At 68.4% G+C, this 12537-nt stretch carries 16 protein-coding genes; 15 read left to right on the plus strand and 1 reads right to left on the minus strand.

The annotated features are described in order from the left end of the window. Positions 1-20: 20 nt before the first annotated feature. From fmt to U5N23_RS01280, 15 genes are all read left to right on the plus strand, one after another. Positions 21-1016, plus strand: coding sequence for a methionyl-tRNA formyltransferase (gene fmt / locus U5N23_RS01210; RefSeq protein WP_322591051.1), 996 nt, complete (start codon positions 21-23; stop codon positions 1014-1016). Positions 1017-1081: 65 nt separating this feature from the next. Continuing rightward, the gene (locus U5N23_RS01215; protein WP_322591171.1) at positions 1082-1846 is read left to right on the plus strand and encodes an AzlC family ABC transporter permease; all 765 of its coding nucleotides are present in this window, start codon (positions 1082-1084) and stop codon (positions 1844-1846) included. Then, entirely contained in the window at positions 1843-2178 is a 336-nt protein-coding gene (locus U5N23_RS01220) for an AzlD domain-containing protein (RefSeq protein WP_322591052.1), read from the plus strand. Before U5N23_RS01215 ends, U5N23_RS01220 begins: the two co-directional genes overlap by 4 nt. Positions 2179-2253: 75 nt before the next feature. Next, on the plus strand, positions 2254-3450 hold the full coding sequence (locus tag U5N23_RS01225; RefSeq protein ID WP_322591053.1) for a phosphoglycerate kinase: 1197 nt from the start codon (positions 2254-2256) through the stop codon (positions 3448-3450). 135 nt (positions 3451-3585) lie between these two features. After that, a complete protein-coding gene (pyrF, locus tag U5N23_RS01230; protein ID WP_322591054.1) occupies positions 3586-4410 on the plus strand; it encodes an orotidine-5'-phosphate decarboxylase in 825 nt (274 codons plus the stop codon). A gap of 30 nt (positions 4411-4440) precedes the next feature. Then, on the plus strand, positions 4441-5337 hold the full coding sequence (locus U5N23_RS01235) for a LysR family transcriptional regulator (protein ID WP_322591055.1): 897 nt from the start codon (positions 4441-4443) through the stop codon (positions 5335-5337). Between the two features lie 109 nt (positions 5338-5446). Then, entirely contained in the window at positions 5447-6445 is a 999-nt protein-coding gene (locus U5N23_RS01240) for a Bug family tripartite tricarboxylate transporter substrate binding protein (RefSeq protein WP_322591056.1), read from the plus strand. A gap of 5 nt (positions 6446-6450) precedes the next feature. Beyond that, entirely contained in the window at positions 6451-7455 is a 1005-nt protein-coding gene (locus U5N23_RS01245) for a succinylglutamate desuccinylase/aspartoacylase domain-containing protein (protein ID WP_322591057.1), read from the plus strand. A gap of 118 nt (positions 7456-7573) precedes the next feature. Further along, positions 7574-8326, plus strand: coding sequence for a tyrosine-protein phosphatase (locus U5N23_RS01250; protein ID WP_322591058.1), 753 nt, complete (start codon positions 7574-7576; stop codon positions 8324-8326). A gap of 121 nt (positions 8327-8447) precedes the next feature. Continuing rightward, entirely contained in the window at positions 8448-9023 is a 576-nt protein-coding gene (locus U5N23_RS01255; protein WP_322591059.1) for a hypothetical protein, read from the plus strand. Between the two features lie 88 nt (positions 9024-9111). Then, on the plus strand, positions 9112-9741 hold the full coding sequence (locus U5N23_RS01260) for a class I SAM-dependent methyltransferase (protein ID WP_322591060.1): 630 nt from the start codon (positions 9112-9114) through the stop codon (positions 9739-9741). Positions 9742-9752: 11 nt separating this feature from the next. Beyond that, positions 9753-10505, plus strand: coding sequence for a tRNA-uridine aminocarboxypropyltransferase (locus U5N23_RS01265; protein ID WP_322591172.1), 753 nt, complete (start codon positions 9753-9755; stop codon positions 10503-10505). Further along, complete coding sequence (locus U5N23_RS01270) at positions 10502-11386, plus strand: PA4780 family RIO1-like protein kinase (protein WP_322591061.1); 885 nt, start codon at positions 10502-10504, stop codon at positions 11384-11386. Before U5N23_RS01265 ends, U5N23_RS01270 begins: the two co-directional genes overlap by 4 nt. A 69-nt stretch (positions 11387-11455) precedes the next feature. Next, on the plus strand, positions 11456-11962 hold the full coding sequence (locus U5N23_RS01275; RefSeq protein ID WP_322591062.1) for a GNAT family N-acetyltransferase: 507 nt from the start codon (positions 11456-11458) through the stop codon (positions 11960-11962). A gap of 67 nt (positions 11963-12029) precedes the next feature. After that, positions 12030-12281, plus strand: coding sequence for a hypothetical protein (locus U5N23_RS01280; RefSeq protein ID WP_322591063.1), 252 nt, complete (start codon positions 12030-12032; stop codon positions 12279-12281). Positions 12282-12293: 12 nt separating this feature from the next. Here the strand turns inward: U5N23_RS01280 and U5N23_RS01285 are convergent, their stop codons facing one another. Then, positions 12294-12512, minus strand: a complete 219-nt coding sequence (locus U5N23_RS01285) for an EamA family transporter (RefSeq protein WP_322591064.1) — start codon at positions 12510-12512, stop codon at positions 12294-12296. Between the last annotated feature and the right edge of the window lie 25 nt (positions 12513-12537).

Below are 12537 nucleotides of genomic sequence, written 5' to 3' on the forward strand. Positions count from 1 at the left end.
TCTGTGTTGCAGAAAGCCCCATGAACGTCATTTTTGCCGGCACGCCCGAGTTCGCCCGCGTGGCCCTGGAGCGCTTGCTGAAGGCCGGCTTCACCGTCCCCCTGGTCCTGACCCAGCCTGACCGCCCTGCCGGTCGGGGCATGAAGCTGCAGGCCTCCCCCGTCAAGCAGTGCGCCCTGGACCATGGCATTGCCGTGGCGCAGCCCAGGAGCCTGCGCCTGGATGGCAAGTACCCCGAAGATGCGGCAGCAGCGCGCGAGGCCCTTCTGGCCGCCCGGGCCGACGCCATGGTGGTGGCTGCCTACGGCCTGATCCTGCCGCAGTGGGTGCTGGACCTGCCGCGCCTGGGCTGCCTGAACATCCATGCCAGCCTGCTGCCGCGCTGGCGTGGTGCGGCGCCCATCCACCGCGCCATCGAGGCCGGGGATGCCGAGACCGGCGTCACCATCATGCAGATGGATGCCGGGCTGGACACGGGTGACATGCTGCTCACCGAACGCACGGCCATTTCCGCCACCGACACCACCGCTGCGCTGCATGACCGGCTCGCGGACCTGGGTGGACGGATGATCGTGGAAGCGCTGGAGATGGCCGCCTGCGGTGGCCTGACCCCTGTGGTGCAGCCTGCCGAGGGGGTGACCTATGCGCACAAGATCGAAAAGGCCGAGAGCAGCGTCGACTGGTCGCTGCCGGCCCAGGCCATCGGCCAGCGCATCCGTGCCTTCGATCCCTTTCCCGGTGCCAGCACCCTGCTGGGGGCAGAAACGATCAAGCTGTGGGGTGCGTCGCCCGAGGCGATGGATGCACCCGCAGGTGCCGTGCCCGGGCAGGTCCTGGCCGCCGATGCCTCCGGTGTCATTGTGGCCTGCGGTATGGGCTGCCTGCGCCTGACCACCCTGCAGCGCGCAGGCGGCAAGCGCCTGGCGACCGCCGATTTCCTGCGTGGCTTCGACGAGCTGCAACCCGGTACGGTGCTGGGGGCTGCGGCGGCGCCCAGCGCCAGCGGTGCGCCATGAGCACCCTGGCGCAGAAAGTCTCGCGCACCGTCCGCGACCCCCATTTCCGCCTGGCCGCCGTGGACATGGCGGGCACCTCCCTGGGCATTGCGGCCTGGGGCCTGGTCACCGGCGTGGCCATGGTCAAGAGTGGCATGTCCGTGTCGCTGGCGCTGTTCATGTCGCTGGTGGTCTATGCCGGCAGCGCCCAACTGGCCGTGATCCCGCTGCTCACCGTGGGCGCGCCGCTGTGGGTGATCTGGCTCACCGCCTCGTGCGTCAACCTGCGCTTCGTCATCTTCAGCAGCATGTGGCGCAGCTATTTTGCCCACCGGCCCCTGCGCGAGCGCCTGGCCATCGGCTACTTCAGCGGCGACGTGATCTACGTGGCCTTCATGAAGCGCTTCCCAGAACCCAGGCCCCAGCCCGAGCAGATGCCTTACTTCTGGGGGGCGGCCACCACCAACTGGATCGCCTGGCAGGTGCCATCGATCGCCGGCATCCTGCTGGCCAATGCCGTGCCGCTGTCCTGGGGCCTGGGCTTTGCCGGCGTGCTGGCGCTGCTGGGTGTGCTGCTGTCTCTGCTGTTCGACCGGGCCACCTGGCTGGCCACGGGCGTGGCGGCCACGGCCGCCGTGGCCGCGTTCGCCTTGCCGCTCAAGCTCAACATCCTGGTGGCCATTGCGGCTGCCGTGGCCGTGGGCCTGATGATGGAAGCGGTCGACCGGCGCCGCAAGGACCGCCACCCCGAGATGCTGCTGGTGCCCGCCAACAGCGTGATGCCACCCGAGGAGCGCCAGCACATGAAGGATGGTGACGTGGTGCCCCTGCGCGAGGAGCGCCACCCATGAGCGGCCACTGGATCGAGACCACCATCGCCATCCTCGGGCTGGCCATCATCACCGTGGTGTCGCGCGCCTTCTTCATGATCCCCGAGCGCGAGCTGCCCCTGCCCGACTGGCTCAAGCGCGGCCTCAAGTACGCGCCGCTGGCCGCGCTCACGGCAGTGATCGCGCCCGAGATCCTCATGACCCAGGGGGAATTGCTCGACACCTTACAGGACGCACGCCTGCCAGCCGTGCTGCTGGCGAGTGCCTACTACTTCTGGAAGCGCGGCATCCTGGGCACCATCGTGGTGGGCATGGCCGTGTACCTGCCGCTGCACATCGGCTGGGGCTGGTAAGCCGCCCTGGAGAGGGCAAGGGCGGGGCCCTTTAAAATGGCGGCCCTCAGTGCCCCATCCAGGAACCCTTCTTTCATGAACATCCTTCGCTTCTCCGATCTGTGCGCCCAGGGCAAGGCCCAAGGCCAGCGCGTCTTCATCCGTGCCGACCTGAACGTGCCGCAGGACGACAGTGGCGCCATCACCGAAGACACGCGCATCCGCGCCTCCATCCCCTGCATCCAGATGGCCCTGGACGCAGGCGCTGCCGTGATGGTCACCAGCCACCTGGGCCGCCCCACCGAAGGCGAGTTCAAGCCCGGGGACACCCTGGCTCCCGTGGCCGTGCGCCTGGGCGAACTGCTGGGCCGCGAGGTGCCCCTGGTCTCCAACTGGGTCGACGGCGTCAGCGTGGCCCCGGGCCAGATCGTGCTGCTGGAGAACTGCCGCCTGAACGTGGGCGAGAAGAAGAACCAGGAAGCGCTGGCGCGCAAGATGGCCGCCCTGTGCGACATCTTCGTCAACGATGCCTTCGGCACCGCCCACCGCGCCGAGGGCACGACCTACGGCATCGCCCAGTTTGCGCCCGTCGCCTGCGCCGGCCCCTTGCTGTCGGCCGAGATCGACGCACTGACCAAGGCCCTGGCCCAGCCGCAGCGCCCGCTGGTGGCCATCGTCGCCGGCTCCAAGGTATCGAGCAAGCTCACCATCCTGAAGAGCCTGGCCGACAAGGTCGACCAGCTCATCGTGGGCGGCGGCATCGCCAACACCTTCATGCTGGCCGCCGGCCTGCCCATCGGCAAGAGCCTGGCCGAGCCCGATCTGGTGGACGAGGCGCGCGCCGTGATGGCCGCCATGAAGGCCCGCGGTGCCGACGTGCCGATCCCCACCGACGTGGTCACGGCCACGGCCTTCTCCGCCGACGCCCCGGCCACCGTCAAGGCGGCCGCTGACGTCGGCGCCGATGACCTGATCCTGGACATCGGACCCGAAACGGCGGCCCGCCTGGCCGGCCAGCTCAAGTCGGCCGGCTCCATCGTCTGGAACGGGCCGGTCGGCGTGTTCGAATTCGCCGCCTTTGAAAATGGCACGCGCGCGATTGCGGCCGCCATTGCCGAATCGCCTGCATTCAGCATTGCCGGCGGTGGAGATACTCTGGCGGCCATCGCCAAATACGGCATCGAGAAACAGGTCGGCTATATCTCCACCGGCGGGGGCGCGTTTCTGGAAGTGCTGGAGGGCAAAACGCTGCCGGCTTTCGAGATATTGGAAAAACGTGCGGTTGCAAAATAACCATTTTGGTTACATTTTGCCCCTCTGAAATAGGGCCGTTTCGACGGCCTTTTTTACGTCCGTGCGGGTTCCCTCCGTAGGTGGCAGTGGCCGGCCCACGGCTTTCGTGTCCCGGCCCGCCTAAAATCGCGTCCCATGACCTTTCTAGACATGCTGCGCGACGCGTCCGCACAGAACAACTCCATGCTGTGCGTGGGCCTGGACCCCGAGCCCACCCGTTTCCCTGCAGCGCTCCAGGGCGATCCGCGCAAGATCTACGATTTCTGTGCCGCCATCGTCGATGCCACGGCCGACCTGGCCTGCGCCTTCAAGCCCCAGATCGCCTACTTCGCCGCGCACAGCGCCGAAGTTCAGCTCGAACGCCTGATGCAGCACATGCGCGCCAACGCGCCGCATGTCCCGGTCATTCTGGACGCCAAGCGCGGCGACATCGGTTCCACGGCCGAGCAGTACGCCAAGGAGGCGTTCGAGCGCTATGGCGCCGACGCCGTCACGCTCTCGCCCTTCATGGGCTTCGATTCCATCGAACCCTACCTCGCCTACCACGGCAAGGGCGCCTTCCTGCTGTGCCGCACCTCCAATCCCGGGGGCGACGACCTGCAGATCCAGCGCCTGTCCAGCGTCGAGGGCGAGCCCTTGCTGTACGAGCACGTGGCGCGACTGGCCCAGGGGCCCTGGAACCGCAACGGCCAGCTCGGGCTGGTGGTGGGCGCCACCTACCCGCAGGAGATCGAGCGCGTGCGCTCCATCGCACCCACACTGCCGCTGCTGATCCCGGGCGTCGGTGCCCAGGGCGGTGATGCCGTGGCCACCGTGCGCGCCGGTCTGCGCGAGGGCGGGCCGATCATCGTCAACTCGTCGCGCTCCATCCTCTATGCCTCGGGCGGTGAGGACTTTGCCGCTGCGGCGCGCGCCGAAGCGCAACGCACCCGGGCGGTGCTGGAAGCCGCACGGGGCTGACGCCTTCCCCCACCCGTCCGGCAAGCCCCGATGCAACTGAAGTGGCTGGAGGACTTCATCGTGCTCGCGCAGGAGCGCAGCTTCACACGCGCGGCCGAGCTGCGGCATGTCACCCACCCGGCCTTCGGGCGGCGCATCCGGGCGCTGGAAGAATGGGCCGGTACGCCCCTGGTGGAAAAGGGCGGTGGCCCGGTGACGCTCACGGCCGCCGGCAAGCGCTTTCTGGAGACGGCGGGCCAGATGGCGCGCAGCCTGGCCCAGTCGCACGAAGAAATGCAGAGCATGGCCGGGCGCACCGCGCGCACCGTGACCATCGTCACGGGCCGCACCCTGGCGCGCACCCTGCTGGCCGACTGGCTGGTGCGGTTGCCGCGCGCACTGCACGCCAGCGAGCTGTGCATCCGCACCGGCTCCCTGGCCGAGACGGTGGCCCAGCTCGAGCGCAGCGAGGCCGACTTCTCTCTGGTTTACCACCACACCGCGCTGGCCGTGCGGCTCGATGCCCGGCAGTTCAGCCACGTGACGGTGGCCAGCGACCGGCTGGTGCCCGTGTCGCGCGCCACCACCCAGGGCCAGCCGCAGCACCGCTTCGACCCGGAAGGTCCTGCGGCGGCCTACCTGGCCTATGCGCCCCAGCTCGCGCTGGGCCGGCTGGTGGAGGACCACCTGGCCAACCACCCCCATGCGCCGCGCCTGCAGCGCGTGGTGGAATGCGATTCGCCCGATGCCCTGTACGAGTACACCCTGCGCGGGGTGGGGGTGGCCTGGCTGCCATGGTCGCTGGTGCATGCCGACTGCAAGGCCCAGCGCCTGGCGCTGGCAGGCGATGCGCGCATGGAGGTGCGCTTCGATGTGCGCCTGTACCGCCCCAAGCGCCGCCTGACGCCCCTGGCCGAAGCGTTCTGGCAGGGGTTTGCACAGCGCTGAGCCCGGTCCAAGGTCGGCCAAATCGGCACAACCTGGTGCCATTTCGGCACCGATAGGGCCCCCGCGCGTTCTCACAATGGCTGACACACCCAGCCCAGACCCCACCCCGATGAGGAGTTCCATTGTGAAAAACACCGCCCGCTTCGCTCGCCGCACCGCACTGCTGTGCGCCCTGGCCTCCTGTTTTGCCGCCGTGCCCGCCCTGGCGCAGGACGCCTACCCCTCCAAGCCCATCACCATCGTCGTGGGCTATCCGCCAGGCGGCAGCACCGACCTCACGGGGCGCGCCGTGGCGCAGGAGCTGGGCCTGAAGCTTGGCGTGCCGGTCGTGATCGAGAACATCGGCGGTGCGGGCGGCGCCATCGGTGCCCAGAAGGTGGCCAATGCCGCGCCCGACGGCTACACGCTGCTCGTGGGTGCCAGCAACGAAATCGCGATCAACAAGCTCGTGACCAAGAAGGTCAAGTACGACGTCAAGGACTTCACGGCCATCGGCCTCGTGGCCTCGCAGCCTCTGGTGCTGGTGGCGTCGCCCGGCGCGGGCGTGAAGAACCTGGCCGAATTCACGCAGAAGGTCGCCAAGAGCCCTGGCAAGTACAGCTACGGCAGCTCGGGCGTGGGCACCTCGCTGCACCTGGCCGGCGAGATGGTCAAGGAGCAGGGCAAGCTGTTCATGACACACATCCCCTACCGCGGCGTGGCACCGCTCACCAACGACCTGCTGGGCAACAACCTCGAATTCGGGGTCTTCGTGCTCTCCAGCGGCCTGCCGCACATCAAGAGCGGCAAGGTCGTGGCCCTGGGCACCACCGAGGCCAAGCGTTCGTCCACCACCCCTGACATCCCGGCCCTGGCCGAATCGCCGCAGTTCAAGAACGTGGACATCGGCGTGTGGTTCGCGCTGCTGGGCCCGGCCAACCTGCCCAAGCCGGTGTTCGACAAGATCAAGAAGGCGCTCAACGACACGCTGCAGTCACCCGACTTCCGCAAGAAGATGGAGGCCAGCGGCTCCACCGTGGCCGCCACCACGGTGAACATGGACCAGTACCTGGCGGCCGAGGTGGCCAAGTACAAGAAGATCGTCGAGTTCGCCAAGATCGAGGAATGACGGGCATGACCACTGCAGTGACGATATCCCCGCAGCCCCTGGTCTTTGCGCTGCCCGCGCCCGACATCAGCGCCTCGCGCGCGGGCAACACCGGTACCGAAGGCGTCTGGCACTTCGACTCGGGCCAGAGCGGCCGCCACGTGATGGTCAGCGCGCTGGTGCATGGCAACGAGCTGTGCGGTGCCTGGGCGCTCAAGGGCCTGCTGGAGGCGGGGCTGCGCCCCGCACGCGGCAAGCTCACGCTGGCGTTCTGCAACCTCACGGCCTTCGACCGCTTCGACGCTCTGAGCCACGATGCCTCGCGCTTTACCGACGAAGACCTCAACCGCCAATGGCTCGACGAGCGCATCGACGCCGGCGACACCATCGAGCGCCTCCGCGCTGCGGCCCTGCGGCCCTTCGTGGCCCAGGCCGACTGGCTGCTGGACATCCACTCCATGCACGAGCCCTCGGCGCCGCTGCTGCTCACCGGCATCCAGCCGCGCAACCTGCAACTGGCGCGCGCCATGCGCTCGCCCGAGCACATCGTGGTCGATGCCGGGCACAAGGACGGCGTGCGCATGCGCGACTACGGGCGTTTCGGCCTGGCGGATGGCGATGGCGTGGGCCAGGGCGGCGACACCCGCTCCCTGCTCATCGAATGCGGCTTCCATGGCGACCCGGCGAGCCGCGCCGTGGCGCAGGACCAGTGCGTGCGCTTTCTCGAACAGTCGGGTGTGCTCGATGCCGATGCGCTGGCACATCAGTTGCCCGGCTGGCGCCTGCCCGACGCCCCGCGCCAGTGGGCGCTCGAAGTCACCGGGCCGGTGGTGGCCACCAGCAGCGCCTTCCGCTTCGTGGAGCCTTACACGGGCCTGGAGGTGATCGAGAAGGCCGGTACGGTGATTGGCGACAACGATGGGGTGCCCGTCACCACGCCGTACGACGACTGCGTGCTGGTGATGCCCTCGGTGCGCCAGGCACGCGCAGGCGTGACGGTGGTGCGCTACGCCACACGGCGCGCGCTTTAACGGCGGTCTTCCCAGGCCGTGGTCCAGAGCCGCAGGGCTACTGCCTGCGCGACAGGCAAGGGGCCGGTGTGTCGGATAAGCTCGGACACATCCCCCTGCCCTTTCTGTACGACCTGCGATGCAACAAGACCCCGCCCGTTCCCTGCCCATGGCCGGCGCCACCAACTTCCGCGACCTGGGCGGCTACGCCGGGCAGGACGGCCGGGCCGTGAAATGGCGCCGCATCTTCCGCTCCGACCACCTGGCCGGCCTGACCCCTGCGGACCAGGCGCTGCTGGCCGAACTGGGCGTGACCCGCGCCATCGACTTTCGCGGCAAGGCCGAGGGCGCGGCGTACGCCTATGCCATCCCCGGCGTGGCCTACCACCCGCTGGTCATCGAGCCCACGGTGGTTCAGCGCGCGCTGGAGCTGCAGGCCACCGGCCGCGCCCTCACTGCGCAGGACGCAGTGGTCCTCATGCAGGACACCTACCGCGGCTTCGTGCACGAGAACGCACCGCGCTTTGCCGAGCTGTTCCGCCTGTTGCTGGCCAGCGATGCGCCCACGGTGTTCCACTGCACCGCCGGCAAGGACCGCACCGGCTTTGCTGCGGCGCTGATCCTGCTGGCCCTGGGCGTGCCGCGCCAGACAGTGATGCTGGACTACCTGCTCACCAACAACCTCTACCGCCGCCCCGCCGGCATGGGCAGCCACGCACCCGAAGAGGTGCTGACCGTGCTGTGGCGCGTGCAGGAGGAGTTTCTTGACGCGGCGCTGCACATGGTGGACCAGGACTATGGCGGCGTGCAGGCCTACCTGGTGGACGTGCTCGGGGTGGATGCGGCGGCGCAACGGCAACTGGTGGGGCAGTATTTGCAGCCTGCCGCGTGAGGGCCATCGGCCGCGCGGGAATCGGTTACACGTGGATACTTGATTCGCTGTCGCAGCCACTGCAGCGGTGGCATAGTCCACGCCTTTTCCCCCATCGACCGACTTTCGAAAGATCCCCCGAATGAACCTACGCAAGCAATGGCTGCGCGCATGCTTGGTCGCCGCCCTGTCGTGTGCAGCCCTTCCCCAGGTCGCCGTGGCGGCAGAACTCGATGCGCAGCGCCAGGCCATGATGGTCTCGATGTTCAAGGACGATGCGGTGCTGACCGAGCAGATGCACCGCGAGTTCTGGGCCGGGCTCAAGGACACCGACAGCGAAAGCGCCAAGGCATCCATGGACCGGCTGAGCGCCGCGCTGAAAAACTCCATCGAGTTCGAGCGTGCCACCGTGGTCAGCTACAAGGCGAGCATCAAGCAGCGCAAGCCCGTGATTGACCCGAGCTACGAGCTGGCCCTCAAGGTACGCCTGGAGATGATCCGCGCCCGCAACATGCCGGCCGATGCGGTTCTGGCCAAGGACAAGGCATTCCGCGAATCGCTGGTGCCGGTGTCCAAGGGCAAGAGCTTCGATGTGCAAGGCACCAAGATCGTGATGAATGAGCAGGTCATCGACAAGGCGCTCAAGAGCATCGAGGCCTCGTACGCGCGCCTGGAGCGTCTGCTCAATCCCGTGTGGACCCCCGCGCCAGCGAAGTAACGCGGCCAGGGTCGCCGCGACCATGGGCACACGGGCCGTGGGCGATACTCCCGCCCTGGGCGGTCCATCCGCAGAACAAGGAATGTGAGTGACATCTGCAAGCAGTGCGGGCCGGAGCGCCAGTGCCGATGGCTTCGACGCGGCCTACTACGAGCGCTTCTATTTCAACAAGAAGACCAGCGTGGTGGACCCGGCGCATACTGCGCGGCTCGGCGCCTTCGTCTGCAGCTACCTGCAGTACCTGCGCGTGCCGGTGAAACGTGTGCTGGATGTGGGCTGCGGCATCGGCCTGTGGCGCGATGTGATCGCCCGGCATTTCCCACAGGCGACTTTTCACGGCGTGGAATTCAGCGGGTACCTGTGCGGCCGCTTCGGCTGGGAGCAGGGCTCGGTGGTCGATTACAAGGCGCGCACGCCGTACGACCTGGTGATCTGCCAGGGCGTGCTGCCCTACCTCAATGAAGCTGACGTGCAGACGGCGCTGCGCAACCTGGCCCGGCTCAGCCGCGGCGCCCTGTACGTGGAGGCCGTCACGCGTGAAGACTGGGAGCAGGACATCGTGGACGAGACGCTGACCGACCCGCGCATGTACCGCCACCCCGCGCAGCTGTACCGCCGCACGCTGGCCGAAGGCTTCACCGAGCTGGGCGGCGGCGTGTGGCTGAGCCCCAAGACCGAACTGCCGCTGTTTGCGCTCGAACACGCGGGCGGCCAGTGACGGCTGCCCCCATGCCCGTGCCGGCGCTGCCCCATGCCGTATCGCGCCTGCGTGCTGCGCGGCTGGCGCGCGCCGCCAAGCCCTTCCTGGCCCGGGGCGGACCGCGCGGCGAGCGCTGCCCGGGCTGCCGCCTGGTGCCCAGCCATTGCCTGTGCGCGCTGCGCCCCTTGCTCACTCCGCAGGCAGGCGTGTGCCTGCTGATGGCCGACATCGAACCGCTCAAGCCCAGCAACACCGGCTGGCTGATTGCCGACGTGGTGGCCGACACCTGGGCCTTCGGCTGGGCGCGCACCGAAGTGGACCCGGCCCTGCTCGCCCTGCTGGCCGATCCGCAATGGCAACCCTGTGTGGTGTTCCCTGGCGAGTTCGTGGCGCCGGAGCGCGTCGTGATGGCCGTGGACAGTGCCCAAGGCGGCAAGCGCCCGCTGTTCATCCTGCTCGATGCCACCTGGCCTGAGGCGCGCAAGATGTTCCGCAAGAGCCCCTATCTGGACCGCTTCCCGGTGCTCAGCCTGGCGCCCGAGCAGCTCTCGCGCTACCGGCTGCGCCGCTCCACGCGCGAAGACCATTTCTGCACGTCCGAGGTCGGTGCCCTGTGCCTGGAGCTCGCGGGTGAGACCCACGCCGCGCAGACGCTCGAAGCCTACCTCGACGTGTTCACCAACCACTACCTGCAGTCCAAGCACCAGTTGCCCGTGGACCCGGGCGACGAGGTGCACCAGCGCCTGGACGCGCTGCGCCCAGGGCGCACAATGCGCCCATGAAAGCACCTCCCCGCCTGCAGTCCCTCATCGAGGAAGGCCTGATCGACACCGTGGTCCGCCAGCTCATGAGCGGCAAGGAGGCCATGGTCTTCGTGGTGCGCAGCGGCGACGACACGCGCTGCGCCAAAATCTACAAGGAGGCCAACAACCGCAGCTTCCGCCAGGCGGTCGACTACACCGAGAACCGCAAGGTCAAGAACTCGCGCTCGGCCCGCGCCATGGCCAAGGGCAGCAAGTTCGGCCGCCAGGAGCAGGAGGCCGCCTGGCAGAGCGCCGAGGTGGATGCCCTGTACCGCCTGGCCGCCGCCGGGGTGCGCGTGCCCCAGCCCTACAACTTCCACGAAGGCGTGCTGCTGATGGAGCTGGTGACCGACGCGCACGGCGATGCCGCGCCGCGCCTGAACGATGTGGCCTTCACGCCCGAACAGGCGCGCGCCCACCACGCCACGCTGGTCGCCGAGGTCGTGCGCATGTTGTGTGCCGGTGTGGTGCATGGCGACCTGTCGGAGTTCAACATCCTGCTGGCGCACCTGCCCGGGGCCGATGGCGCAGAGGGCGAAGGAGGAACAGAGGGCCCGGTCATCATCGATCTGCCGCAGGCCGTGGATGCCGCCGGCAACAACCATGCGCCGCGCATGCTGATGCGCGACGTGGCCAACCTGCGCGACTTCTTCGGCCAGTTCGCTCCCGAGCTGCTGGCCACCCAGTACGGCCCCGAGATCTGGAGCCTGTACCAGAGCGGGCTGCTGACCAACGACACGCCGCTCACGGGCATCTACGCGCCCGAGCACGCCGATGTGGACATGCAGGGCGTGCTGCGTGAGATCGACGACGCCCGCGCCGAAGAGGCGGCACGCCGCCTGCGCATGGCAGCCGGCTGACCGCGGGGCCGCGGCAGGGCACAATCGGCGCCCCCTGCCTTTTGCCTGCCTTTCTCCAGCCCTGCCGCCATGCCTGTCCTCATCCGCAACTTCCGCCCGGGCGATGCGCCTGCATTGCGTGCCCTGTTCCACGCGTCAGTGCACGGCCTGACCGGGGCGCAATATTCCCCACAGCAACGCGCTGCCTGGGCGCCGCCTGTGTACGACATGGCGCAGTGGAGGGCGCGGCTGCAGGCCAACCAGCCCTTCGTGGCTGAAATGGCATCGGATACCGGCACGGAAATCGCCGGCTTCTCCGACTTGCAGGCCAGCGGTTACATCGACCATTTCTTTGTCGCGCCCGCCCATGCCGGCCAGGGCGTGGCCGGGGCGCTGATGGCGCACATCCATGCCCAGGCCGCGCTGCGTGGAACAGGGCGCCTGTGGGCCGATGTGAGCCTCACGGCCGAGCCCTTCTTCGCAAAATGCGGCTTTGCCGTCGAAGCCCGCCAGCAGGTCGAGCGCCACGGCGTGGTGCTCGCCAATGCCCGCATGGCCAAGCTGCTTCTGCCCGGCGGCGCAGGGGTGGGACAATAGCGGGGTGGCCCGGTACAGGCGCCCCTTCGACACGACCCCACCATCCCAGAACGGCAAGGCCTTTCCCATGACCAAACAACACGAACGGCAGACCGAACTCAAACCCATGGAGCTGTGCGAGCCCTGCAAGGGCATCCAGCGCAACTGGCGCCGCGCCCCCGGCCACGCCGAGCTGGTGCAGCGCAGCAACCGCAAGGAAGACCGCGAGCACGGCCAAGTCACCTTCACCCGCTACCAGTGCGACCGCTGCGGCACCGCCTGGGAATACGAGAACGACAAGACCAACCTGCATGCAGGCTGGTCGGTGGTGGGCCGCTGACCACTGCTGCCTTCATGCCTGCGGGCCCCGCTCGCCGGGCAGCGCGGCCAGCAGCACCGCGGCCACCACGCAGCCCAGGCCCAGCCACTGCCAGGCACGGATAGCTTCCCCGAGAAACACCACCGACAGCAACAGCGCCGACACCGGCAGCCACACGGTGGCCAGCGATGCGCGCACGCCGCTGGCGGTGAAGTACCCGATGCCGTGCATGCTCGGCGCCCTGCTGCTCATACGGATTTGCCTTCGACCGTACAAC

The organism is Acidovorax sp., assembly GCF_034519795.1.
In the GTDB taxonomy this organism is placed as follows: domain Bacteria; phylum Pseudomonadota; class Gammaproteobacteria; order Burkholderiales; family Burkholderiaceae_C; genus Acidovorax.

What these genes read in the sequence shown, in the direction of transcription:
- U5N23_RS01245 (WP_322591057.1), top strand. Translation starts at nt 6,451, where the DNA reads ATGACCACTGCAGTGACGATATCCCCGCAGCCCCTGGTCTTTGCGCTG.
- U5N23_RS01280 (WP_322591063.1), top strand. Translation starts at nt 12,030, where the DNA reads ATGACCAAACAACACGAACGGCAGACCGAACTCAAACCCATGGAGCTG.
- U5N23_RS01250 (WP_322591058.1), top strand. Translation starts at nt 7,574, where the DNA reads ATGCAACAAGACCCCGCCCGTTCCCTGCCCATGGCCGGCGCCACCAAC.
- fmt (WP_322591051.1), top strand. Translation starts at nt 21, where the DNA reads ATGAACGTCATTTTTGCCGGCACGCCCGAGTTCGCCCGCGTGGCCCTG.
- U5N23_RS01215 (WP_322591171.1), top strand. Translation starts at nt 1,082, where the DNA reads ATGGCGGGCACCTCCCTGGGCATTGCGGCCTGGGGCCTGGTCACCGGC.
- U5N23_RS01225 (WP_322591053.1), top strand. Translation starts at nt 2,254, where the DNA reads ATGAACATCCTTCGCTTCTCCGATCTGTGCGCCCAGGGCAAGGCCCAA.
- U5N23_RS01235 (WP_322591055.1), top strand. Translation starts at nt 4,441, where the DNA reads ATGCAACTGAAGTGGCTGGAGGACTTCATCGTGCTCGCGCAGGAGCGC.
- U5N23_RS01275 (WP_322591062.1), top strand. Translation starts at nt 11,456, where the DNA reads ATGCCTGTCCTCATCCGCAACTTCCGCCCGGGCGATGCGCCTGCATTG.
- pyrF (WP_322591054.1), top strand. Translation starts at nt 3,586, where the DNA reads ATGACCTTTCTAGACATGCTGCGCGACGCGTCCGCACAGAACAACTCC.
- U5N23_RS01240 (WP_322591056.1), top strand. Translation starts at nt 5,447, where the DNA reads ATGAGGAGTTCCATTGTGAAAAACACCGCCCGCTTCGCTCGCCGCACC.
- U5N23_RS01220 (WP_322591052.1), top strand. Translation starts at nt 1,843, where the DNA reads ATGAGCGGCCACTGGATCGAGACCACCATCGCCATCCTCGGGCTGGCC.
- U5N23_RS01255 (WP_322591059.1), top strand. Translation starts at nt 8,448, where the DNA reads ATGAACCTACGCAAGCAATGGCTGCGCGCATGCTTGGTCGCCGCCCTG.
- U5N23_RS01270 (WP_322591061.1), top strand. Translation starts at nt 10,502, where the DNA reads ATGAAAGCACCTCCCCGCCTGCAGTCCCTCATCGAGGAAGGCCTGATC.
- U5N23_RS01285 (WP_322591064.1), bottom strand. Translation starts at nt 12,512, where the DNA reads ATGAGCAGCAGGGCGCCGAGCATGCACGGCATCGGGTACTTCACCGCC.
- U5N23_RS01265 (WP_322591172.1), top strand. Translation starts at nt 9,753, where the DNA reads ATGCCCGTGCCGGCGCTGCCCCATGCCGTATCGCGCCTGCGTGCTGCG.